Source organism: Paenibacillus apis, assembly GCF_018333295.1.
Taxonomy (GTDB): domain Bacteria; phylum Bacillota; class Bacilli; order Paenibacillales; family Paenibacillaceae; genus Fontibacillus; species Fontibacillus antibioticophila.
Map to the genome: position 1 here is coordinate 64,856 of NZ_BORS01000019.1, position 24,444 is coordinate 89,299.

The 24,444-nt window shown below is 48.6% G+C and carries 21 protein-coding genes; 13 read left to right on the forward strand and 8 right to left on the reverse strand.

The window, feature by feature from the left end; translation table 11 throughout:
• Positions 1 to 88 precede the first annotated feature (88 nt).
• The 3 genes from KI362_RS21715 to KI362_RS21725 all read left to right on the forward strand — a co-directional run bounded on the left by KI362_RS21715 (position 89) and on the right by KI362_RS21725 (position 3,569).
• Entirely contained in the window at positions 89 to 1,813 is a 1,725-nt protein-coding gene (locus KI362_RS21715; protein ID WP_301630425.1) for an ABC transporter ATP-binding protein, read from the forward strand.
• 14 nt (positions 1,814 to 1,827) lie between these two features.
• On the forward strand, positions 1,828 to 2,610 hold the full coding sequence (locus KI362_RS21720) for an ABC transporter ATP-binding protein (protein ID WP_301630427.1): 783 nt from the start codon (positions 1,828 to 1,830) through the stop codon (positions 2,608 to 2,610).
• 95 nt (positions 2,611 to 2,705) lie between these two features.
• Entirely contained in the window at positions 2,706 to 3,569 is an 864-nt protein-coding gene (locus tag KI362_RS21725; RefSeq protein WP_044478826.1) for a prohibitin family protein, read from the forward strand.
• A gap of 24 nt (positions 3,570 to 3,593) precedes the next feature.
• Here the strand turns inward: KI362_RS21725 and KI362_RS21730 are convergent, their stop codons facing one another.
• From KI362_RS21730 to KI362_RS21745, 4 genes are read right to left on the reverse strand one after another with little or no spacing between them, the layout of a single operon-like run.
• Positions 3,594 to 4,697 carry a GerAB/ArcD/ProY family transporter gene (locus tag KI362_RS21730; protein ID WP_301630429.1) on the reverse strand — a complete coding sequence of 368 codons (1,104 nt, stop codon included), beginning with the start codon at positions 4,695 to 4,697 and terminating at the stop codon, positions 3,594 to 3,596.
• A gap of 43 nt (positions 4,698 to 4,740) precedes the next feature.
• Complete coding sequence (locus KI362_RS21735; RefSeq protein ID WP_301630431.1) at positions 4,741 to 4,941, reverse strand: hypothetical protein; 201 nt, start codon at positions 4,939 to 4,941, stop codon at positions 4,741 to 4,743.
• A 16-nt stretch (positions 4,942 to 4,957) separates the two neighbouring features.
• Positions 4,958 to 6,166 (reverse strand): Ger(x)C family spore germination protein, encoded by a 1,209-nt coding sequence (locus KI362_RS21740; RefSeq protein WP_301630433.1) that lies wholly within the window; start codon positions 6,164 to 6,166, stop codon positions 4,958 to 4,960.
• The gene (locus tag KI362_RS21745) at positions 6,163 to 7,731 is read right to left on the reverse strand and encodes a spore germination protein (protein WP_301630435.1); all 1,569 of its coding nucleotides are present in this window, start codon (positions 7,729 to 7,731) and stop codon (positions 6,163 to 6,165) included. Before KI362_RS21745 ends, KI362_RS21740 begins: the two co-directional genes overlap by 4 nt.
• 160 nt (positions 7,732 to 7,891) lie before the next feature.
• On the opposite strand from KI362_RS21745, the gene KI362_RS21750 reads away from it, so the two are divergent.
• The 6 genes from KI362_RS21750 (at position 7,892) to KI362_RS21775 (ending at position 15,208) form a co-directional block, all read left to right on the forward strand.
• A complete protein-coding gene (locus KI362_RS21750) occupies positions 7,892 to 8,935 on the forward strand; it encodes an HD-GYP domain-containing protein (RefSeq protein WP_301630437.1) in 1,044 nt (347 codons plus the stop codon).
• 80 nt (positions 8,936 to 9,015) lie between these two features.
• On the forward strand, positions 9,016 to 9,627 hold the full coding sequence (locus KI362_RS21755; RefSeq protein WP_301630438.1) for a cupin domain-containing protein: 612 nt from the start codon (positions 9,016 to 9,018) through the stop codon (positions 9,625 to 9,627).
• A gap of 176 nt (positions 9,628 to 9,803) precedes the next feature.
• Positions 9,804 to 10,919: a GIY-YIG nuclease family protein gene (locus tag KI362_RS21760; protein ID WP_301630440.1), complete on the forward strand. Its 1,116-nt coding sequence runs from the start codon at positions 9,804 to 9,806 to the stop codon at positions 10,917 to 10,919.
• Positions 10,906 to 11,553, forward strand: a complete 648-nt coding sequence (locus KI362_RS21765; RefSeq protein ID WP_301630442.1) for an MOSC domain-containing protein — start codon at positions 10,906 to 10,908, stop codon at positions 11,551 to 11,553. Before KI362_RS21760 ends, KI362_RS21765 begins: the two co-directional genes overlap by 14 nt.
• A 149-nt stretch (positions 11,554 to 11,702) precedes the next feature.
• Entirely contained in the window at positions 11,703 to 13,424 is a 1,722-nt protein-coding gene (locus tag KI362_RS21770) for an ABC transporter ATP-binding protein (protein WP_301630444.1), read from the forward strand.
• Positions 13,421 to 15,208 carry an ABC transporter ATP-binding protein gene (locus tag KI362_RS21775; protein WP_301630446.1) on the forward strand — a complete coding sequence of 596 codons (1,788 nt, stop codon included), beginning with the start codon at positions 13,421 to 13,423 and terminating at the stop codon, positions 15,206 to 15,208. The genes KI362_RS21770 and KI362_RS21775 overlap by 4 nt, the downstream gene beginning before the upstream one ends.
• 196 nt (positions 15,209 to 15,404) lie before the next feature.
• On the opposite strand, the gene KI362_RS21780 is transcribed toward KI362_RS21775, so the two are convergent.
• Complete coding sequence (locus tag KI362_RS21780) at positions 15,405 to 16,115, reverse strand: hypothetical protein (protein WP_301630448.1); 711 nt, start codon at positions 16,113 to 16,115, stop codon at positions 15,405 to 15,407.
• Positions 16,116 to 16,297: 182 nt separating this feature from the next.
• Here KI362_RS21780 and KI362_RS21785 point away from each other — a divergent pair, with 182 nt between their 5' ends.
• From KI362_RS21785 to KI362_RS21795, 3 genes are all read left to right on the forward strand, one after another.
• Positions 16,298 to 16,894: a polymer-forming cytoskeletal protein gene (locus KI362_RS21785; RefSeq protein ID WP_301630450.1), complete on the forward strand. Its 597-nt coding sequence runs from the start codon at positions 16,298 to 16,300 to the stop codon at positions 16,892 to 16,894.
• 137 nt (positions 16,895 to 17,031) lie between these two features.
• Entirely contained in the window at positions 17,032 to 17,832 is an 801-nt protein-coding gene (locus KI362_RS21790; protein WP_301630452.1) for a TetR/AcrR family transcriptional regulator, read from the forward strand.
• 98 nt (positions 17,833 to 17,930) lie between these two features.
• Entirely contained in the window at positions 17,931 to 19,154 is a 1,224-nt protein-coding gene (locus tag KI362_RS21795) for an MFS transporter (protein WP_301630454.1), read from the forward strand.
• 585 nt (positions 19,155 to 19,739) lie between these two features.
• Here KI362_RS21795 and KI362_RS21800 read toward each other — a convergent pair.
• From KI362_RS21800 to KI362_RS21810, 3 genes are all read right to left on the reverse strand, one after another.
• Positions 19,740 to 20,528, reverse strand: coding sequence for a lipase family protein (locus KI362_RS21800; RefSeq protein ID WP_301630456.1), 789 nt, complete (start codon positions 20,526 to 20,528; stop codon positions 19,740 to 19,742).
• Between the two features lie 69 nt (positions 20,529 to 20,597).
• The gene (locus KI362_RS21805) at positions 20,598 to 21,770 is read right to left on the reverse strand and encodes a MalY/PatB family protein (protein WP_301630458.1); all 1,173 of its coding nucleotides are present in this window, start codon (positions 21,768 to 21,770) and stop codon (positions 20,598 to 20,600) included.
• Between the two features lie 23 nt (positions 21,771 to 21,793).
• A complete protein-coding gene (locus KI362_RS21810; protein WP_301630460.1) occupies positions 21,794 to 22,357 on the reverse strand; it encodes a beta-class carbonic anhydrase in 564 nt (187 codons plus the stop codon).
• A 148-nt stretch (positions 22,358 to 22,505) separates the two neighbouring features.
• On the opposite strand from KI362_RS21810, the gene KI362_RS21815 reads away from it, so the two are divergent.
• Positions 22,506 to 24,023, forward strand: coding sequence for a carboxypeptidase M32 (locus tag KI362_RS21815; protein WP_301630462.1), 1,518 nt, complete (start codon positions 22,506 to 22,508; stop codon positions 24,021 to 24,023).
• Positions 24,024 to 24,444 lie beyond the last annotated feature (421 nt).

The following is a 24,444-nucleotide window of genomic DNA, read 5'->3' on the forward strand; positions in this document are numbered from 1 at the left end:
GATTTAATTCAATTTTGGCCTTTGAAAAATGTTATAATTGTGTTACTGTGTTCAGCATTAGATAAATAGATAGATAGGAGAGACATAGATGTTACGCCGCTTTTTTTCATATTATAAGCCTTATAAAAATCTGTTCATTCTGGATTTCAGCTGTGCGGTCATTGCCGGACTCCTGGAGCTGGGATTTCCGATCGCGGTCAATCAATTCGTAGACAAGCTTCTCCCGGGGAAGGATTGGAATCTGATTATTCTGGCAAGCGCCGCATTGCTGGGTGTTTATGTCTTGAATACGGCATTGAATTACATCGTGACTTACTGGGGGCATATGCTGGGTGTCAATATCGAGACCCGGATGCGCAGAAAAATGTTCGGCCATCTGCAGAAGCTGTCCTTTCGCTTTTATGACAATAACAAGACAGGCCACCTGATGTCCCGAATTTCGAATGACCTGGATAATATTGGCGAGGTTGCCCACCATGGGCCCGAGGACGTCTTTATTGCGTTCATGACGCTGATCGGCTCTTTCCTGTTAATGCTGTCCATTCACTGGAAGCTTGCGGTACTGACCTTCCTAGTGGTTCCTGTGCTTGTATGGGTAGCGCTTCATTATAATGGTAAGATGACGAAGACCTACCGGGGATTGTTTGGGGCTCTGGCTGATTTCAATGCAAGAGTTGAGGAGAATATCGGCGGGATCCGCGTCGTCCAAGCTTTTGCCAACGAAGAACACGAGAAGAAGCAGTTCGCTGAGAATAATGGAAAATACCGCACGACAAAGCTTCAAGCCTATAAGATTATGGCGGGAAGTATGTCGATCAATTATATGATGATGCGTCTGGTATCCTTGTTTGTTATGGTATGCGGAACCTGGTTCGTCATTCGCGGTGAGCTGTCCTACGGCGAGTTTATCGGATTCTTGCTGCTTGCTAACGTATTCACGCGCCCGATCGAGAAGATTAATGCAATTATCGAGAGTTATCCGAAGGGCATAGCGGGCTTCAAGCGTTATCTCGAGATTATGGATACAGCTCCTGATGTAACGGATCAAGCGGATGCAGTTGATGCGGGCTGGCTGAAGGGGGATATCGTATTCGACCGCGTGAGCTTTGGATATGACGGCGAGGCCAATGTGCTGAATGATATCTCACTAAGGATTCGGGCCGGTGAGACCGTCGCCTTTGTCGGACCTTCTGGAGCCGGGAAGACGACCCTGTGCAGCTTGCTTCCGAGATTTTATGAACCTAATGACGGATCGATCTCCATTGACGGAACCGATATCCGGAAGATGACGCTATCATCACTTCGCCGTAATATCGGGATTGTGCAGCAGGATGTGTACTTATTCTCGGGTTCTATTCGGGAAAATATTTCTTACGGCAAGCTTGATGCTGACGAAGAGGAGATTTGGGAGGCGGCACGCCGCGCCAAGCTGGAGGAATTCATTCTGGCTCAGCCGGAAGGGTTGGAGACGGTGATCGGGGAGCGCGGTGTGAAGCTGTCCGGCGGGCAGAAGCAACGCTTGGCTATTGCGCGAATGTTCCTCAAGAATCCGCCGATCCTGATTCTGGATGAAGCGACTTCTGCGCTGGATACCGAGACAGAGCTGGCGATACAGAAGTCGCTGGCTGAGCTGTCCGAAGGCCGCACAACGCTTGTGATCGCTCACCGTCTGGCGACGATCAAGAATGCAGACCGAATTGTGGTTGTCTCTGAAGAGGGAATTTCCGAACAGGGAAGACATGAAGACCTGGTAGGGGCCGGCGGCCATTACAGCCGACTGCATCAGGCTCAATTCGGTGTATTGAATTCCTAAGGGGGCAGATGGTGATGAGCAATTATGTGGAGCTGGAGCAGGTAAGCTGGAGACGGGAAGGCAAAGAAGTCTTAAGCGATATGAGCTGGAAGGCGGAAGACGGGGAGCATTGGGCGATCTTTGGATTGAACGGATCCGGGAAGACCACGCTGCTGAATCTGATCTGCGGGTATATCTGGCCGTCAACCGGACAAATACGAGTGCTAGGTGAAAAGTACGGAGAGGTCGATCTCCGCGAGCTGCGTAAATCCATTGGCTGGGTCAGCTCTTCTCTTCAAGCGAGAATTCATGGGGGAGAGACGGCTCAGCGGCTGGTTGTTAGCGGCAAGTATGCGTCGATTGGCATTTATGAGCAGCCGGAGCCCGAGGATTTTGACCGGGCCAGACAATTAATGGTTCAATTACGGTGCGGCCATTTATGGGACAGAACGTATCAGACCTGCTCCCAGGGAGAACAACAGAAGCTGCTGATTGCCCGGGCTTTGATGGCTAACCCGAAGCTGTTGATTCTGGATGAAGCGGCGAACGGGCTTGATTTTATCTCCAGAGAAGGGCTGCTGGACAGTATTGCCGAGCTTGGCGCTCTGCCGGATTCGCCTCATATGATGTATGTAACCCACCATACGGAGGAGATCCTGCCTCTATTCTCCAAGACATTACTGCTCCGCCGGGGTCAGATTTTCAAGCAGGGAAATACGAGAGATATGTTAAATAGCGAGGTGTTATCCTCTTTCTTTGAGATTCCGGTTCATGTGGAATGGAATCAGGACCGGGCATGGTTGTCCCGGCAAATGTAATTAGAATTTTTTGCGACCAATACTTGCTATTCCCGTATTACTGATAAGATTGCCAAACATGGCCTTACTAACAGAACGATATGGGGGAGAGCAGGATGGAGACAGTAAACCAATCACCTAAGAAAGTGCGGAATATGAGGGGATTAACGACTACGGCAGTGCTGGTAGTATTATTGTTGATTGTTGGCGCGAGCAGTGTGGCTCAAGTGGAATACGGGCATGTAGGATTGTATAAGACATTCGGTAAGCTGCACAGCAGTGTGTTGGCACCCGGCCTTCATTTAAAGATTCCATTTGTTCAAAATGTTATTCAGGTTAATACACAGGTGACGAAATCGGAAACCGATGCAACGGCATCCTCGAAGGATCTGCAGCCCGTATCCACCCATGTGGCGGTAAACTTCTCCGTGAACAAGGAATCGGCTTTCGAACTGATGAACAATGTCGGCAGCAATTATGATGCGGTCATTATTAATCCTGCGATTCAAGAGATTGTGAAGGAAGTGACGGCCCGTTATCAGGCGGAGGATTTGATCGCTAAACGTGATCTTGTAGCCGGTGAGATCAGTGAGCATTTGACCAATCGTCTGGCCAAATACGACTTGATCGTGAACGAAGTGAATATCGTGAATTTCAAATTCTCCGATGCCTTTAATCAGTCGATCGAAGCCAAGCAGGTTGCTCAGCAGCAGGCATTGAAGGCCAGCAATGATCTGAAGCGGATCGAGATCGAAGCCCAACAGACGATCGCCCAGGCTGAAGCGGAAGCGGCTGCGCTCAAGCTGAAGAAGCAAGAGGTTACGCCTGAGCTGGTTCAACTGAAGCAAATCGAAGTTCAGGAAAAGGCTTTGGAGAAATGGGATGGACGTCTCCCTTCTGTTACCGGAGGAGCCACTCCATTCATTGATCTTCAATCGATCACAGGAAGCACCTCCACCTCCACTCCACCTGCACCTTAAACTGTTCAGCAAGCCCGTTGGCGTTTAGCCGGCGGGCTTTGCTTTGCGCATATGCGTTCGGATCAGCAGCATAATCCAATAGAGCCAAGGGATCAGAAATTCGGCAACCACCAAGATGAATATGAATTCATATTCAAGGAAATCAACCAGCTCAGGTTGGGATTGGATAACCACAAGCGAGTAGGCCCCGACGAAGGCAGATACAGGCAGGGCATAGGATTTGTACTCCTTTACACCCGTAATATGACTCAAGCACAGTACACATAAAAACAGGTTAAAGGATATTTTCACAAATACGCTTGTTAGAAACAGGATGATCAGAATTGGATCAAAGGTTTCGATGAACGAGCCCACCCGAACAAAACGAACCAGGTCTATCGCTGGATACATCAAATTTGCGGTGAGCTCGGGTCCAAAGGTTAGAAGCACGGAAATAACGTGGGCCAATAAGACTACCGTCGCACTGCATGTGGTAAACACAAAGGTGCGGAATGTCTTTTCCGGTTTTTTCAAGTAGGGGAACAGCAGGAACAGAAATCCTAATTGACCGAACGTCAAGATGATCTTGATCATTCCAAAGCCGAATTGCTTTGGTTGAAGATGGGTTACGAAAGCATTGAACATTTCCATCTCAAGCTCCTGATATGCAAAGAATGGAATGAGCAAAAAGAACAACGCATTGATTAGAAAGATGCCTTGAGCGGCAGTAAAAATCGTCTCGATCCCGCAATACACCACATACGCCACACAGATCATAAAAATAATCACAATCACCCAACCGGGCGTTCCGTTCAAGTATTCAGCCAATAGAAAATCAGAGAGTTGTCTTAAATCAATGGTCGTAATAATGATGTTGACAAGTAGAAAATAAATCATAAAGGTGTAATGCGGGATTTTTCCCACCAGCTCATGACCGTAATTTCCCAAAAACTCTCCAGGTCTGGACATACCTACTTTATAGGCCGGATAAGCGATCATACAGCCCAGAATCGCTCCCGCTATCGTTGCTGCCGGAGTAGAAAAGGCACTGCCGTCGACCAGAAGGCAAAGCATGAACGCAATAATCGTCGTAAAGCTGTATAAATTGAACAGGGAAAAGACGGACATATTAGTGACCTTCGTATTCATGATCCAGACCTCCAATCCTTGACTTGCCCCGGGAAATTTAGCATTACAGCATGCTTGAAGCTTTTCTTAACAGCATGGGAATGGTCCATTGATCCTGATAGAAGAAGAATAGCTCTGCTAGTAGAAACAATCCGACAGATACGATCATAACGATGACTCTGTCCTTGTTTCCACCATCATCTTTATTTTGTAACCGCCAATTGATCCCGATCGTGATCAAGAATATAATCAATATTCCGATCATGGTATCTCCCCTTTTTTTACCGTATTTTCTCGGTTTCCTGTTTAATAGAGCGATAAACGCCGCCAGTTCGATTTAACCGGATACTTACATCGATTTCGATCGGTAATTCGGTCGCATAATAGGATTTCCATCGATGCTTAATGGAATTCCATGCTTTTGGATATCTCCAATCCAGATACTGGCTCATAAGAAAGGAATCGGATCGGGCTTGACGCGTCTTATCGATGACTAGCCGTAATCTTCTTTCCGTGTCTTTATCGAGAATTTTCTCGACCTGAAGAATGACCTCAGGATCCTTAAAATCAATGTCAGACATCGAGGACAGGACATGGGCCTTGGCTTTACTCTTGATTTTGAAGGAGATTTGTCCATTCTTGATGATGGGCTTAATGCTGGTGCTTACCCCTTCCGTTGTACAACTGATCTCTTTGCCATCGGTTGGAGAATAGACTGTAATAATGGATGATTTCATCTGTGAGCTGATCCAGAGAGCTCCCTGAAGTTCCTTCCGGTTCAAGGTGATGTCAGACATCTTTCCGCCGCTGAAAATTGCAGCGCCGCCGGAACCCATCCACATATTCTTCTTTGGATTCTCCGCACTGATCTCGGATGCTTTGCCGAAGACAACCAGCGGGGTGAGGATATCGCCGCCTTTATATTTGGCAAGTTTAAAATCCTTGACCGTGGTATCCAGAGTAACATGCGTACTCACATAACGCTTGAGGATATCGGACAAAAATCGTTCGAACACCAGAGGGATTTTCATGACCTCGTCAACATTGTTCCTTGTGACATACAAATTAGCGCTTAAACGGAAGGCGGGCTGTCGATTGACGAATTCGATGATCTCGTCGATACCGTGCTCTGCCATTCTCCTGCCAACAACAATGACTCTAGTCTGTCCAAATGAGAGGCTCCTGGAGATATCCACTTGAATTAAGCGAAGCGCCTGAGAGATGTTCTCGGCCTTTTTCCCTACAAAGGTGAACGGCTCGGCTGTTTGAGGGCCGCTTCCGCCCGCTTGTCCAGGTACCATGCGATTTGGCAAGGGAACGCCAACATAGAGTTGAATTTGACCGTCTTCAGTCCGATCAATCAACACGGATTGAACAAAAGCCCGGGTATTCAGTTCCATGGAGGACCAGCATCCTCCGACACCTGTAAACAGAAGCAGAATAAGCAGGACTATAGCCAGGAACCTTCGCTGTTTGTTAAGAAAGCTCATTCCAATTCTCCTTTCTGCTTTGTCCATGCTCGTGCGTGGTTGGCTTGCTTAGTAGTATTGCGTGTTAATTGCAGCGGTCGTTTGTCCATCTTCCACCGAGGCGCACGAACCAGAGTGTCGTTGAGATCCTTAGTAATGAGTGGAGCTACCGGTGACATGTAAGGTACTCCGAACGATTTCAAATGGACGAGATGGACGAAGACCAGTATCAATCCGCAGGCAATGCCGTACATGCCCAATACAGAGGCAAGCAGCATGATTGGAAACCGCAGAAGTCTGAAAGATAACCCCAAGTCAAAGTGCGGAATGATGAAGGACGCGATGCCTGTCAAGGAAACGATAATGACCATCGCGGCAGACACGATTCCTGCTTCAACAGCTGCTGTTCCGATAATTAATGCACCGATGATCGATACCGCTTGTCCGATTGACTTCGGAATGCGAACAGAGGCCTCGCGCAGCGCTTCGAAAGCTATTTCCATCATGAAGGCCTCCATTAAGGCCGGAAAAGGCACATTTTCCCGAGCCGCTGCGATGGTGATTAGTAGCTTGGATGGGATCATCTCGGGATGAAATGTAGTGACTGCGATATAAAGGGATGGCAGGAGCAGGGACACCACAACAAAAATGAATCGAATCCAGCGGATCCAGTTCGCGGCGATATATCGTTGATAATAGTCCTCGGCAGACTGCAACAGCATGGGAAGGGTTACAGGTGCAAGCAAAGCCATAGGCGTCCCGTCCACCAAGATCGCAACTCTACCTTCGAGTATGGATCCGGATACCACGTCCGGCCGTTCCGTATACTGCAGCTGAGGAAAGGGCGAGTAGGGGTTATCCTCGATGATTTCCTCAATGCTGGTCGCTCCATCGATACTGTCCGTATCTATATGAGCCATGCGTCTCTTTATTTCTTTCACCAATTCAGGCTTGCAGATCCCCTCAATATAGGCAATTGCAATCGAGGTGTTTGTTAATCTGCCTAAAGTTTTGAACTCAATCTTTAATTGATTGCTCTTAATCCGTCTTCGCAGGAAGGTCAAATTTTTCTCCAAATCCTCAATAAATGATTCTCGGGGGCCCCGAATAACCGACTCATTAGGAGCTTCTTCGATGGAGCGGGTTGGATAATCCGAGATATTAAATGTGAGCATGCGCTCATCGCCATCAATCAATAGCAATACTCCGGATCGAAGCACGGCGTCCATTCCCAGCTTCAAGTCGCTGATTACATCGTTCTGGGAGGCGGTTAGCCCTCTTGCATCAAACAGGAATTCGTAAATATTGTACTCTTCCAGCTCGGCGGCTTCCCGCTGCAAGCTTCGAATGATTGAATTTTGTACGGTCAGTTGATTGATCATGTTGCGGATATATATAATGGCGCAATCATTGCCGGTGCTAATTGTAAACCTGCGGATAATAATATCCGCGCAATTCTCAAATTCGTTCTCGAGCCAATGCAGACGGGACTCCAAATCCGTGCCATAGTCTTGGCTCTGCGGAGAAGATGAGGAATTAGCGGCTTTTCTTTGTTTAGGCAGTGGCGTTTTCCGTCGGAATGGCATCGCTGTGACTCCTTTCTGATGAGTTAGATGCACAGAATAATATATAGAATGGCTTTAGATGGAAAAATTATTCTGTCGTTGAAGAGCCTACTTTTGAACTATTCAATAAAGAGGACAAATGAACGATATTTAAGTTAGTTGAATTAAGGAGGGAAATAGGATGAAGACACATGTGATGGACCTTCGCGATGGAGACAGGCTTAGATCGGATATTTTCAACCGTGCGGGACTGCATGTCCTGCCTGCAGGCACAAGTATACATAAGGAAGAAATTGCGCTCCTAATCCGCCATAGCATAGAGTACGCAGATATTTTTGAACGGGAGGAACAAGATTCCTTCACAGGGTTGAACCGCGAGCAGTTCATGCAGCGGCTCAAGGCAGATTATGACCGTACGGTAAAGGGATTTCAGGCCATCTTTTTGGAGGCGCTGACAACAGGCAAAATCAACCAGAATATGGTGGATGAGCGTCTTAAGCCGATGGTTGAAATGTTTGACCACAGCAAGGATGTGGTCTCCCTGATGATTATGTTCAGTGAGGAAGACGTGAATATTTATAACCACTCCTTGCAGGTGGGTCTTTTGTCCTATTACCTGGCATCATGGCTCGGCTATAGCCGGGAGGAATGCTTCCAGATTGGCAAAGCCGGATGTCTTCATGATATTGGCAAGAGTAAGGTAGGCCAGGAGCTTCGCAATCAAACGGAGGAAATGAACCTAGCCCAGAAAGACGAGATGCAGCGGCATACCCGTTATGGCTACGAAATTATCAGGGACTCCATGCCGGATATCGCTCCGGCACTGGTAGCGCTGCAGCATCATGAGCGGGAGGACGGAACCGGCTACCCGCAAGGGCTGAATGCCGATGATATCCATCCGTATTCCAAAATCGTGGCAGTTGCAAACAGATATGTAGACCTGACGGCCGCGGATCGGATCAACGGGAAGCCAGGTCTGCTCACGGTGCTCAAGAAGGTATACGATCTGGGCTTTGGAGAACTGAGCGAGCGGGCGGTTCAGGCTCTGACCCGACAATTGCTCCCCCATTTCGTCGGGAAGCAGGCAAAGCTCAGCAATGGAGAGACGGCGCGAATCGTATGGAATAATCCGACCGACTATTTCCGTCCGCTGGTGCAGGTAAATGAACGATTTGTAGATTTATCAGTAGAACGCGACATTGTAGTAGAAGAGATCATGATGTAGGATGAATCCTTCTCTGTAACATATGGGCTCTATCAGACATACATTGGATAGACACATACCTATGGAGGGGGAATACAGCTTTGACAGGTTACCTCATGCAATCGAATAATCTTCAACTGGCCGGTGATTCCAATATCGTCTTGAATTATAAACGGGACCCGCATAACTACATTACACAATTGTTCGGCGAACAACTGCCAGCGATCCGAACCGGTTTCTTCAATATTCATCTAACAAAAGGCGTAATGGTGAATCCGCATTGGCATACGAATGCGAGCGAAATGATCTTTGTCATCCATGGAGAAGTGATCACTTCCGTCTTTAATCCCTTTCAGCAACGGTTGATGACCTATTGCCTGAAGCCGGGACAGGTAGCTATTCTTCCTAAAGGATGGTTCCACTGGATCATCACTCAATCTGAGCAAGCCCATATCTTGGCGATTTTTGATGAGCCTACACCGGACATTGTATACGCATCGGACTTTCTGCGCTGTACGCCTAAAGAGGTCTTTAAACAGGCCTATTGTATCAATGAGGAGGAATACGAGAGAGCGGTCGCTCCACTGAAGCAATCGGTGATTCTTGGCCCGCCGCTGGATTGCTTTCCTGCAAATACACATCTGGCTTCGGTAAATCAACATCATATGGCCAACCTGCCCCATACAGCGAATTCGATGTATTTTGCTCGCTGATGGCGCTTCCGTTCCTGATGTCCAGGTCCTGCGCAGACCCTTCGCACTCTGCCGGGATCTTTTTTGTATTGAAAATCTGTAAAAAGCATCTATCCTTATCAAAAGAGATTAGTTAGACTGAAATATGGCCTTGTATTATCTGTGGTCTGCAAAGAGATGAAGAGGAGGAATCCGGAATGTTAAAGGACAAGCTGGCTCTGCTTCCTGCTGTACCGGGGGTCTATTTTATGAAGGATGCAGCGGGAGGAATTATTTATGTCGGGAAATCCAAAAATTTAAAACAGCGGGTTCAATCTTATTTTCATCTCTCGGAAGCCCATTCCAACAAAGTAAGACGGATGGTCTCCCAGATTAAGGATCTGGAGATTCACCCGACGGATACGGAATTCGAAGCGCTTCTGCTAGAGTGCAGTTACATTCATAAATATAAACCTGTCTACAATAAAAAAATGAAAAATACACTTGCTTATACCTATATCGTGATTCAACCCCGGGAAGAGCGGCGACGTATCCGAGTCACACATCATCCGGAGGAATGGGAGGGGGGGATAAGCTTCGGACCTTATACTTCAAGCATTCATCGAATAGAGGAAGCGATCCAAGGGATTCTAGACAGCTTCCGGATCGATTGCAATCAGACTTCGCCCTCCGGCAAGCCCTGTCTGAATTACTCCCTTGGAAAATGTATCGGGATGTGCGTGGATGACGCAGCCCGGGAGGAGTATGAAAGGATTATCGACAGGATTCATGCCTTTTTTAGCGGTGAAGATCAGCAATTAATACGGGCTATGGAACAAATGATGCAGGAAGCTGCAGAAAGATATGATTTTGAAGGTGCTGTGAAATTCAGGGACCGCCTGAACCTGCTTATTCCATTACAGCGCAAGAATCAAGTGATTGAATTTATGAAGGAGGATCATGCAATTCTTTGTCTGGAGCCACTGGATGCTGAATTGTACAAGCTGTTTTTGATCCATAGAAACAAGGTGCTGTGGAGCGGCGTTTATCATGCTCAGGAGCTTGAGACGCCTAGGACTCAAGCTGAGATCCAATCCCTGCTCAAAAACCGACTTCATGAGCGGGCGACCTCCTCTACTGAAAGGCCTACCCGTGACGAAATTGATGAAGCGCAGATTATCTACAGCTATTTGCAAGGAAATGCTTCCAAGCACGTGCTGATTCCGAAGAAGTGGCTGTCGAAGGAGTATGAAGACAGGTTTATAGAGGCTATTCGGGCTCTTTTAATCTTTAATGTCGACAAGGAGGTTGAAGGCAGGGATGAAATCTGCTGAGATCCTATCGTTAAACACGGGCAAGCCTGCCCCGCTTATGTACAACAATAGAGAGGTAGCGTCGGCAATCAAGAAGCTTCCGGTCACGGATGCCATCTTCCTGTCCCATTGCAATTTTGACGGGGATGAGCAGGCGGATCTGGTCAATCACGGCGGCAGAGACAAGGCGGTATGCGTATATCCGTACGAGCATTATCCTTATTGGGAAGGCGAGCTCACAACAAGGCTGGAAATGGGTGCGTTCGGAGAAAACCTGACGACCAAGGGCCTTCTGGAGACCGAAGTGTGCATCGGAGACATTTATTTGCTTGGCGAAGCTGTGGTACAGATAAGCCAGCCCCGGCAGCCTTGCTACAAGCTGGCGGCACGTTACGGAGCTCAGGACATGCCGCTGAAGGTGCAGGAGACCGGCTTTACCGGTTTTTATTTTCGTGTGCTGAAGGAAGGGAAGGTTTCGCGGGAGGACAGATTGATCCTGGAAAAGCGGCACCCGATGGGGGTTACCGTCTCTTTCGCAAACCGAATCAAGTACATTGACAAGGAGAATCAGGAAGCCATTCGTACCATTCTGGCTGTAGAGGAATTGTCAGACAGCTGGAGAGCAAGCCTGTCAAAGCGATTGCATGCGAATTGAAGCGGCATAAGGAAAGATTATAATCGTTCTTTCACTTGGCTGCGGCCCATATTCATGTAAAATGGTAATTATAGCCTTTCAATTATTACAAATGCATCTTTGGTTTGCGGATGGGGGTGGGCACTGTGCCCAAAAAAGAGAAAATATCAATGGCATGGCTGATGAAATACTTAAGTCCGGTCAAGTGGCGGCTGCTGTTGCTGCTTGTTCTGCTTCTTGCATCCACCGGTATGCAGCTGTTCAATCCGCAAGTGGTCCAGCGATTTATTGACACTGCAGCGGAAGGCGGGACGCTCGAACGCCTGCTCTTTCTTGCCGGCCTGTTTCTGGTTGTGGCCTTTTCCAATCAGTTGATTGTGGTAGCGGTCAGCTACCTTGGCAATGACGTCTCCTGGCGGGCAACAAATCGGCTTCGCGGCGATCTGCTTCTGCATTGCCTGCGGCTGGACATGAAATTTCACAATGAAAAAACGCCGGGAGAGATGATCGAACGGATCGATGGCGATGTGACGAGTGTCTCGAATTTCTTTGCGATGTTCATTGTGCAGGTCATCGGGAGCTTTGTGCTCTTAACGGGAATCCTTGGCTTTATGTTTACGGTCAATGTTCCGATCGCATTGGTCATGACCCTATTTACACTGCTGTCGATTCTCTTTATGGTCGTGATCCGCAATTGGGGGGTTAATTCCTCCAAGCAGGAGCGCGAGGCGAGCGCTTCATTATTCGGACTGATTGAAGAACGCATTGCGGGCATCGAGGATGTTCAAGGGAACGGCAACGTGGGCTATGTTATGAACCGGTATTTCAAGCTGATGCGCACCGTGTTTCTGAAGGGCCGGCGAGCGTGGATGATGCGGGTGATTCCGTGGAACACGACCGTGGTCTTGTTCGCGCTTGCGGTGACGGCAGTGCTGCTGCTCGGTGTTCGGTATTATTTTGCAGGGGAGATCAGCCTCGGCACCTTGTTTCTCATCTATCAGTACACGCAGATGCTGAATGATCCGATTGAGCAGTTGGGGGATCAGGTTCAGGAATTTCAAAAGGCTAAATCAGGCATGCTGCGTTCCCGGGAGCTGCTGTCACTGCACAGCGACATTGCGGGCGGGGAGGAAGATGTGCTGCCTGAAGGTGCTCTGGAGCTGGAATTTGATAACGTTAATTTCAGCTACACGGAAGAGAAGCCTGTGCTCCAGAACATTACTTTCCGGGTGAAGCCGGGAGAACGGCTGGGTATCATTGGCAGGACCGGCAGCGGAAAATCCAGTCTCAGCCGGGTGCTGCTTCGCCTGTATAATATCGACAGCGGCGTCATTCGGGTCGGAGGAATTGACATTACGAGCATGAAGCTGCCTGCGCTGTACCGCAGGGTTGGCATGGTGACGCAGGATGTCCAGCTGTTCGACGGCTCCCTTCGCGATAATCTGACCCTGTTTAATGGGGAAATCACGGATGCGGAAATTCTGGAGACGACAGAACGGCTTGGACTGCGCCATTGGATCGACGCGCAGCCTGAAGGGCTAGATACGCATTTAAGCTCGGGAGGATCTTCATTGTCAGCTGGTGAAGCGCAGCTGTTTGCTTTGACCCGGGTATTTCTGACAGAGCCCAGCCTAGTTATCCTGGACGAACCGTCCTCGAGATTAGATGCGGCAACGGAATCGCTGCTGCAAGGAGCTGTAGACCAACTGATGAGCCGCTCCACAGGAGTAATTATTGCTCACCGGCTGGCAACGCTGGAGCAGGTCGATAAAATCATGGTGCTCGGGAACGGACGCATGTTGGAATTCGGAGAGCGGACGGCGCTGGCAGAGGATCCGGGCTCTCATTATGCCAGACTGCTGATGACCGGACGGGAGGAGGAGCTGGCATGACGGTATCGGGTTTTATACGGCGATTGTTTCGATTTACGCCGTTTCTCTTTTTTATCAATGGATTATTGTGGTGCATCTTTCATACGGTTCCGCTCGTTATCGGAATTGGCATGCAGTGGTTCTTTGACCGTGCAGCCGATCAACAAGCCGATTACCTGTGGCTGGCTGTGCCGCTGATTTGCATCGCGGTTGCCAGATTGTTCCGGGTAGGCACCTTCTTTACCGCTTTCTATCAATGGGTGACTTATATCTACCATATACAGGCGATTTTGCGTACCAATATGCTGGCAGGAATCATGCGCTGGCCGGGGCGAAACTTGCCGGCTTCACCGGGCGAGGCTATGAGCCGCTTCCGGGACGATGTCAATGAGGTTGTCGATTACGTGGAGTCCTGGGTGGATTTCTGGGGAAGACTTGTATTTTCCCTGGTGTCCATTGCCATTATGGCTTCGATCAATTGGAAAATTACACTGGTCGCCGTGCTTCCGCTTGTTGTGGTTACTTTGCTGAACAATTTAACCGGGAATCGGGCTCGTAAATACGGGCAGAAGAACCGGGAAGCGACAGGCCGGATCACGAGCTTCATTGCGGAGAGCTTTGGGGCAGTGCAGGCCTTGAAGCTGGGACAGTCGGAGAACCACGTGCATAAAAGATTTGCCAAGCTGAATGAAGAACGGCGGCAAGCCGCGCTGAGAGACAATTTGTTCAAGCAGTGGATGCAGTCGATCAGCCAGAACATTATCAGCATATCCACCGGTTTAATCCTGCTGATGTGCGCGGCCGAGATGAGGTCAGGCGCCTTCACCGTGGGGGATTTCGCCCTGTTTAACACGTATTTGGTTAACATCGGTTACGGTATTTCCTTGTTCGGATATATGGTCTATCAACATAAACGCCTTAAAGTTCCATATGACCGGATGCGAACCTTGTTTCAACCGGGGGAAGAGGACCGGATCATGGATTTCCGTGAGACTTACCTCAACGCCGAGCCTCCGGAGCTTTCCGAGATTCAGGGCGATCCGAAGCAGCAGCTTCGCTCCCTGGAGGTTCGGCAGTTGACCTATCGTTATCCTGACAGCGAGCATGGGATTGCGGATATCAGCCTCAGCTTGAAGAAGGGGCAATTTGTGGTCATTACTGGACGGATCGGATCAGGGAAGTCGACATTGGTGCGCACCCTGCTGGGACTTTTGCCGAAGCAGGAGGGGCAGATCCTATGGAACGGCCGGGTAATCGACCCTGCTTCCTTCATGATTCCGCCGAGAGCGGCATATACTCCTCAGGTTCCGCGTTTGTTCAGTGATACGTTAAGAGAGAACATTGTGCAAGGCAGAAGCCGGGGAGGCGAGGGGAGATTGAATCGTTCCTTGCGGCTTGCCGTTATGGAGAAGGATGTTACGGATCTGGAGAAGGGGCTTGAGACTTATGTCGGACCAAGGGGCGTTATGCTGTCCGGCGGACAGATTCAGCGAGCTGCAACGGCCAGAATGTTGATGGCGAGCGCCGATCTCTATATTTTTGACGATCTGTCCAGTGCTTTGGACGTGGAAACCGAGCAGTTGGTGTGGGAAGGCTTGTTCCATGAACAAGATGTAACCTGCATCGCAGTTTCGCATCGGAGAGCGGCGCTTACCAGAGCGGATCATATCATCGTGATGAAGGATGGCCGGATTGAAGCGGAAGGGACGCTGAATGATCTGCTTGAGCAGAATGAAGAAATGCAGCTGCTCTGGTACGGGGATGTTGCCGCTTCCGCCTCTGCCGATAAGGTAAGTATTGGGTAGGGAGAGTTGAACTTTAGAAGCTACACGAAAAAGGCAAGAGTATAAAGTGTTCTTCTAGAAGCGAAGCGTTCGCCTTTGAGAGCGGAGTTCTTCATTTTCATGGTTAAGTTCAATCCAAGAAATCCGCGAACAACAGCGATCGTAAGTACACTTTATACGTGGCCTCTAGTGTATAATCATTAGTTCAACTGAGCAGCTACAAAGATTGAAAGGCGACCACGATGGAACCAAGCATGATGACGATCCCGCTGATTTTGGACGTGAAGAAATAAAAGTCGCTAGGCTCGGGCTGCTCGAACCAAATCCAGCGGAGCGAAGCCCAGAAGAGGATGCGCTGGAACTTTTCATATCGGAAAGTACACCAGCCAAACATAAACAAAGCAACGGACAGTACCAAAATGCCGAAGCTTCCTTGCGAGTCGTGGAAATAGGGATACGCTGCGGTAACCAGAGCAGAGGGGAAATATCGCTCTTCTCCCGGAGAAAGCACTCTGGTACCGTTTACTTCAAACATGAGCTCGGGAATAAATTCTCCTTGTTCATTGAGAGCCAGGAACATATCTCCTTGACGGGTTACCCGATACGTCGTACCCTCCGGATAACGAACCTCATATGCAAATCCACTCAAGGCCTTCTCGTAAATAATCGAGAAGGTCTTGCCGTTGATTGAAAGCTCGCGGTTGTCTCCCGCTTCTTGAACCAGAACCTCAGGACCCGAGGATGATGTGTACAGAGACTTGCCGTTCTCAGTATGATCAAGGGCATACTTAGCCTGATCCAGATAGAATACGCGCACAGAGTAATAATGAGTGTAAGTATAGCCAAGGAAGACCAGAATCGCAGTGAACAGCAAGATTGTAACCGTAATTCCGCCGAATCTTCGAGCTTTTGGCGCGTTAATTTTCATGGAATCGATTCTTCCTTCCTGGAAAGGGTAATGATTATCCGAATGGAATATCCAAACCGGACGCAGGAAAGACTATGTCCATTCGGAGTGCTGATATCTTTCTAAACGCGGCAGCAGATGGAAAGTTTCGTAAAGATATTCGGCTGCAAACAAAATTCAACATTGTCGAGGAGGAAACAACTGTGAAGATTGCTAAGAGCTTATTGGTTGGGGGAATGGTAATTGCCTTATTGGCCGGCTGCGGAAATAATGCGAATAACGGGAATACCGGCAATACAAATACCGGAAATACAGGAACAACAAATAACGGCAACACGAATGCCGGTAATAATGGAAACGGAAATGCGGATGCCATGACAACCCCATCGATCGTGAACCAGTCTGATGCATTCGTAAATGCGGTTAGCGAGCAAGGGACCTGGATCATCGCGACGCTGAATGATCTGGCGATCGAGCAGGAGGTAACCGTGGCCGGGACCTTCCACGACAAGGGGGCAGCAGACGGAGATGTTTATCGTAAAATTGCCCTGTATGCTCAGGATGCAGACCATAACATCACAGACAGCTATACCCTGAGTGTGCCTAAGTTAACGGTGAAGAGTGAGAATCTTCTGATTCAGGGAGGGACTGTCAAGGGAGATGTCTATGTTGAAGCAGCAGGCTTTCACCTGGATGCTACGGCAACCATTGATGGAAATCTGTATTTCTCCAGTGATGATGTAAAAAACTCTGCGAAGATTGATGGAAAAGTGACCGGAGCGAACGAAGTCAAACAATAAAGGGCCCATAATATTAAAGCGTCATATTAACAGCCTGCAGCTCTGTATCTGACGGATACTTGGTCTGCAGGCTTTATGCTGTGATATACTGTTTAGATAATACACAGTAAATCGAGAGGGAAGTGGGACGTTCAACTATGTCAAAGAAAGACAATGAACAGCTGAACACGGCCTTAAGTAAGATGCCTCAAGGAGTTGCTATTGCCTGGGGATTGGTAAAAGAGCCGCAGCGCGGGCCAAAACGGGAGCTAAGCATCCAGAAAATCGTGGACAGTGCGATTGCCATCGCCGATGAAGATGGTTTATCCGCGGTTTCCATGAGCCGAGTCGCAGCCTCGCTCGGTCACACCGCTATGTCCTTATACCGTTATATACCCAGCAAGGACGATCTTCTGTTGCTCATGCAGGAGGCCGTGTATGAATTGAAACTGCCGGAACACATAGACTCGGCGGATTGGCGAGATAACATGAAATATTTTGTGTGGAGCACCATATCTGTCTTTCGGAACCACCCTTGGATCACCGATATTCCAATTTCGGGGGTTCCGATTACGCCGAATACGCTGCGGATCGTGGATTGGACGCTTCAGGGACTCAGCGGCTTCGAGATCGGTCCGAACTTCAAGACAGGCATTATCCTGCTCTTGAGCAATTACGCCAGAGCGTGCGGACAATTATTGGTCGATATGTCCAGGACGTTTCAGACGGGAAAGAGCTTTGGCGAATTCACAGGGGAGGATTATGGCCGTATACTCAAAGAGCTTGCAAGCGAGGAACAATTCCCGAATTTGCATCCGTTACTGATGTCCGGCGATAATTCCTCAGATGACAACGGTATGGAGGACCTGGATCAGGAATTCGACTTTGGACTCGAATTGATTCTGGACGGCATCGAGCTCCGTTTGAGGAGAATGGCTGAGTCCGCTAAGTTGGGCTAAACTAGTATTATTCTAATTTCCTTCGTTTGGATTGTCATAGCTTGAATATTAGTGTACTATATAAACAGTATATTCAATAAACAATACTGGGGGTTTTTATGGAGAATTGGAAAAGGAATATTATCCTGTTTTTAAGCAGCCAAACGATTTCGCTATTCGGATCTTCACTTGTGCAATACGCGATCATGTGGTACATCACCCTCACTACCGAGTCTGGTCTGATGATGACCTTATACATTGTATGCGGGTTCATTCCAACCTTTTTGTTATCTCCAGTTGCTGGCGTATGGGCGGACCGATATAACCGAAAAAGGCTAATCATTATGGCAGATGGCATGATAGCCATTGCGACATTCATTCTGGCGATTGTTTTCCTGCTTGGATATAAGGAGATCTGGCTGTTATTCGTGATGGCAGCGATCCGGGCGGTTGGCGCCGGAATCCAATCTCCTGCAGTCGGAGCCATACTGCCGCAGATCGTGCCTTCCGACAAGCTCACACAAGTTAACGGCATAAACGGGACCTTGCAAGCGGTAATGATGTTTGTGGCTCCTATGGCCAGCGCAGCATTACTTACCATGGCTACACTCGAAGCGATCTTCTTCATTGATGTGATTACAGCAGCGATTGCTATTCTGACCTTGCTTTTGTTCTTTAAAATTCCGGTACACGTAAAGGCGGCTGCCGAGCAAACAACGAGCTATCTTGCCGATTTCAAACAAGGGTTGACCTATATTCAACAGCATCCCTATTTGAAATCCTTCTTCCTGTTCTTTGCCGTATTTTTCGTGCTGATGGCTCCGGCATCGTTTCTGACTCCGCTTCAGGTCACCCGGACATTTGGAGACGATGTATGGCGGCTGACGGCGATTGAGATCGCCTTCTCAATCGGCATGATGGCCGGTGGTGCTATCATCGCTTCCTGGGGCGGATTCCGCAATAAAGTCCATACGATGGCTTTCGCCAGTTTGATCATGGCCGTCTGCACGTTTGCCCTCGGTATAGCGCCGTTCTTTTGGCTCTATCTGGCGTTTATGGGCGCTTTCGGGATTGCCGTACCGCTCTTCAATACGCCGACAACCGTGATGATACAGGAGAGGGTTGATGAGAGCTATCTTGGCCGAATCTTTGGGATATTCAGCATGATCTCAACGTCGATGATGCCTATCGGTATGCTGATATTCGGTCCGATTGCGGATGTCATTGCGATTGAATGGCTGCTTATTGGAACAGGGGCGTTGATGGTCGTCATGTCTCTGCTTTTGTCCCGGAACAAACAGCTTTTGGAGATGGGAAAACCGCTTCAGAGCACCTCTATCTAAATGGAGCAAGGGCTTTTCCAAGCGGAAAAGCCCTTGCTTGCCTATTTGAAAATACTCGAAAAAGTTAGAAATAGAGAGGAAAAGTATGGAATATCTTACTGAGCTTCGTTCACGTCCGAGGAGAGTGTAGAACACGCGCTTAAGAGCGCTTACAGAACTTTAAATTTTAAGTGTTTGCAGGTAGAATAAAGACATCATCAGAAGTACCTGCTCACAAGCGGTTCCGATGATGATGCGCAGTAGGAGTTTTCCATTCCATGCAAGAATTAGCTTGCTAAGAAGGAGCGCGATTCCGATGGAAAAGGTAAGCGAAGCGTACTACAGGCGATAGCCTCACCCGAGAAGACGCGTCCGTGACAGCGCGGCTTGTGACTATCGTGTACGCGGGAACTCACCCCCTGTATGCAGGACATGGAGGTACCGCCCGACGAGGAGTGCGAGAAAATTCGGATGTCAAATCAATGAACACCATGTCTTGGATATGGATTGGTTGACGGTTGGAGGACAGAAGACAATTGAATAACGAGGATAATAAAGCATAAATACCCGGCGCTGTACAGCAGCAACGGGTATTTATGCTTTTTCTTATTGGGGGCAAAAACCTGGGTTCTGGCGGCTTAAATAAGCAGCATACTCAGGATTTTGCCTGGCAAGCTCTTGATAATAGCTGCTGATCACATGATTCAGGCTGACCGAGCCGTTCTGGAATTCCAGCATCCAGCGAGATTTTACATGATTGAAGTAGTAGACCTCTTCCTGCCTGGGCGGTTTGTAAACGTTGGGAGGGGCAAGCGGCACAATATCAAACAGATTGGCAATGCGATAACTGTCAGATAAATATTGGGCACAGGCTTTGCTGAAGGCTGGATCTCCAACTCTGGGAGAACCGAAGGTAAATAGCTGGATAGAAGTGAAAGAGGTATTAGCGGCTAGATCCAAGGCGCATAAGGTCGCCAAGGCCCCGCCAAGACTATGACCTGTAATATACAGTTTCTTAGAGGTAGGCAGCTTACGAATCGAGGCAATTAATTTGTTTCTGGATGAAGCGTAAATGTCAGTGAAGCCTTTGTGTGTGTACAGGGGGCCTTTCAGGTAAGGATAACGCTTTTGAGAGGCGATAAAATCGGAAATCCAGTCTTGGGCCGAGCTTGTGCCGCGAAAGGCGATAATGATCTCCTCGGACGACTCCAAGATGAAGCCAAACCGTTCCTTGGTTCCGGATATAGATTTTGCGAAAATTGTACCGTGGAATTGATAGGAAAACGGAACGACGAAGACGCCGTCCGGATTGTTGAATTGGACATAAGTCTGTCCGCAAATTGCGGCGAAGAATAGGGCCCGCTGTTCCAGCGAAGGACCGTAATTCACCGACATCCCTCCTTCCTCTATACCATTGATGTATGAGGAAGGAAGACATTCGATGCATAGGGAATTCAGTTCATTTTAAGAACCGATACGCTCGATAGCTTGCGTAAAGCGCGTGAGCGCTTCGGCCAACACATCTCTGGGACAAGCCAGATTAATGCGGAGGAAGCCCACGCCAGTCTTGCCATAAATCGAACCCTCGTTGAAGGCAATTTTAGCATCCCGGTACATTAACCGCTTTAATGCGGCGGGGGCAAGTCCTAAGGAACGACAGTCCACCCAGAGGAGATAGGTTCCCTCTGAAGGAACCGGAGTCAGGCCGGGCAAATGCTCGCCTAAATATTGAATCGCATAATCATGATTATCCTTGACATAGGTGAGCACTGCTTCCAACCAGGGCTCACCTTGGGTATAAGCGGCGATGGTCGCGGTAGGTCCGAAGAAATTGACCGAGCCGATAGACAGAGCGGACACCTCTCCATCAAAAAGACGCTTCAGATCAGGATTGGAAATAGCGACGAACGAGGTCTGCAATCCGGGAATATTAAACGTCTTCGATGGGGCAAGGCAGGTGACGGTCCGTTCGGCCAAGGCGGATGACAAGGAAGCAAAGGGATAGTGCGTGTTGCCGTCAAAGACGAGATCGCAGTGAATTTCGTCTGCAACGACTTGCACATCGTATTTGATGCACAGGTCTCCAAGCTGAAGCAATTCCTCCTTCGTCCACACGCGTCCTCCGGGATTATGAGGACTGCAGAGCAGAACCAGCTTTGCGCCGTCACGCATGTGCTTCTCCAAAGCGACAAAATCCATTTCATAGCGCCCATCCTTGAGGATCAAGGGACTATCCGCGATGGTTCGTTCATTTTTCACGATCACATCATAAAAAGGATTATAAACCGGGGACATTACAATCACCTGGTCGCCTGGAGAGGTAAGAGTACGAACGGCTATGCTTAAGGAAGGGACAACGCCTGGAGAGTCCGTCAGCCAGGAAGAATCCATCGTCCAATGGTGTCTGTCTCGGAACCATCCTGTGATCGCGTCCACATATTCCTTGCTCTTGATCGTGTAGCCGTAGATGCCCTGGGACGCCCTCGCTACGACGGCCTCTACAATCGCGGGGGAGCATTTGAAGTCCATATCGGCTACCCAAAGCGGCAAGACATCTTCGCCGCCAAATAACTTCTCCCGTTGATCCCATTTATATGATAAGGTTCCACGACGATCCGGCAATTCATTGAAGTTCATAGCTGAGGTTCACCTTCGCTTTCTTATGCATTGTTTCCATCGATGATCAGTTCAAGTGCACCTGTTGTTGAATCAATCAGCAGGCCATGCACAGGAATGTTCGGGGGGAGCAGCGGATGCTTCTTCACGATGTTCACCGTTTGAATCACGCCTTCCTTCTCATTCTCAAAGCCCCGCAGCCATTTGTGCAGTTTAATGCCCGAGTTCTCCAGTGTGTTAAGCACCTCATCGGAAATGCCTTGATCCTGCATGGAATGAATGACCCGGTCAGCATTTAGCGCGGCCATCCCGCAACCCGTATGACCAACGATGAATACCTCTGCGGCCTTCAGTTCATAGATCGCTACGAGAAGACTGCGCATAACACTACCGAAGGGTTGGGAAATAACCGCGCCTGCGTTCTTGATAATCTTCGCATCTCCATTACGTAAATTCATTGCTCGTGGAAGAAGTTCCACCAGCCGTGTATCCATGCAAGTAACGATGACCATCTTCTTCTCCGGAAACTTGTCGGTAATGTACGACTCGTACTCCTTATTGGCTACAAACTCCTGGTTGTGATCAAGTATTGAGTGCAGCTGGCTCAAATGAATCTCCTCCTTTTTTTTGTGTCCTTTGTTAGCGACCTTTGGCAATTGGGTAAGCAAATAAGTGTTCTTAAAATTTGATTATACGGTTTGTAAAAAGTATCATCAAGAAGAATAGAAAAATCATGAAACCGAGGTGGTAGTATTCATGAAGCAGGAAACGGCAGAACAATGGAAATTATTTCTGGATCTCTTGCGTAAAATCAGCAGCTACCAAGAGGCTGTTAGCCTGATGCACTGGGATTTGCGTACAGGTGCGCCGAGAAAGGGAGCCGAAGCACGATCTGAGACGATCGGACTTCTCTCGACTGAAGCATTCAAGCTTCAAACCTCGCCTGAAATGGGACAATACTTGAGCTACCTTAATCATGACACTGTGCTTGGCGAGCTGGATGCGACAGGCCGCAGACTGGTGGAATTGGTTCAAGAAGAATACGACCGCAGCGTTAAAATTCCTCCGGAGAAGTATCAGGAGTATGTTGAGCTTACTGCGCATGCGGAGACCCTATGGGCTGATTTCAAGGAAAACAATGATTTCGCAGGCTTTGAACCCTACTTGACCCGAATTGTGGAGCTGACGCAGGAGTTTATTGACTATTGGGGCCCGAAGGATACCCGTTATGATACGCTCCTGGATATGTACGAGCCCGATTTGACTGTAGAAAAGCTGGACCAGGTATTCGGGCAGTTCCGTGACAGAATCGTCCCCCTTGTGGATGCAATCACCTCTTCACCGAACAAGCCGGAGGCTCCGTTCTTGAATCAGCTGTATGATAAAGGACAGCAAGAAAAGATAGGGCTTTTCCTGCTCGAGCAAATTGGCTATGACTTTGAGGCAGGGCGTCTGGATGAAACGGTACATCCCTTCGAAATTACTCTGAACCAGGGTGATGTTCGGATCACTACGCATTACTTGCAGGATGATCCTACCAGCTCGATGTTCAGTACGCTTCATGAAGGCGGTCATGCCTTGTATGAGCAAAATGTCTCTCCTGAGCTGGCAGGCACGCCGCTGAGCCAGGGAACCTCGATGGGCATTCATGAATCCCAGTCCCGTTTCTGGGAGAATATCATCGGCCGCAGCCAGGCATTCTGGACAAGATATTACGGAGAGCTTCAACAGCACTTCCCGGAGCAGCTGAAGGACGTGACCGCAGAACAGTTCTACCGCGCAGCTAACCGGGTCGAGAACTCCCTGATCCGGACGGAAGCGGACGAGCTGACATACAATCTGCACATTATTATTCGCTATGAGATTGAGAAGATGATCTTCAACGAAGGCTTGCCTATCAGCGAGCTGCCAAAGGTGTGGAATGAGAAATACAAGGCCTATCTGGGACTAACACCGCCAAATGACGGCCTGGGGGTATTGCAGGATGTGCATTGGTCAGGAGGAAGCTTCGGATACTTCCCATCCTATGCGCTTGGGAATATGTATGCGGCACAGATTACAAATACACTCCGCAAGGAGCTTCCGCAATTTGACGGCTTTGTGGAAGATGGCAACTTTACGCCGATCAAGGAATGGCTGACCGAGAACATTTATAAACACGGCAAGAGTCTCAAGCCTGCCGAGATTATCATGAACATTACGGGCGAGCCGCTGAATCCGGATTATCTCGCAGCTTATCTGGAGGAAAAATTCAAAGCGATCTACGGTATTTAAGAGAGGCTGATCAACTATATAAGTTGAACTAAAAAAATGCACAGAAAGGGCATAAGTGTGAAGTGTGCTGAAGTAAAAGCTTTCTGAAAGGAAGCTACTTCGGGAGCATATGCTCGTAAGCGTTCGCCTTTGTGAGTGGATTTCTACCGTATAATATCTTAGTTCAATTAAAGAAATCCGCGAACAACAGCGATCGTAAGCACACTTCACACGTTGCCTCCAGTGTACAATCTTTAGTTCAACTTATATAGTACTTAATTGTTTTGGCAGGGAGCTGTACTTCAGCTTCCTGTCTTTTTTGTCAAAAGAAAACCATACGCTATGCGTATGGTTCAGGAGAGCTTCCAGCGATGTACCAAAAAAATTCCTCCCGATGTTACAATAAATTTGGTTCGCCAACCGAATTTATCGAACAACAGGA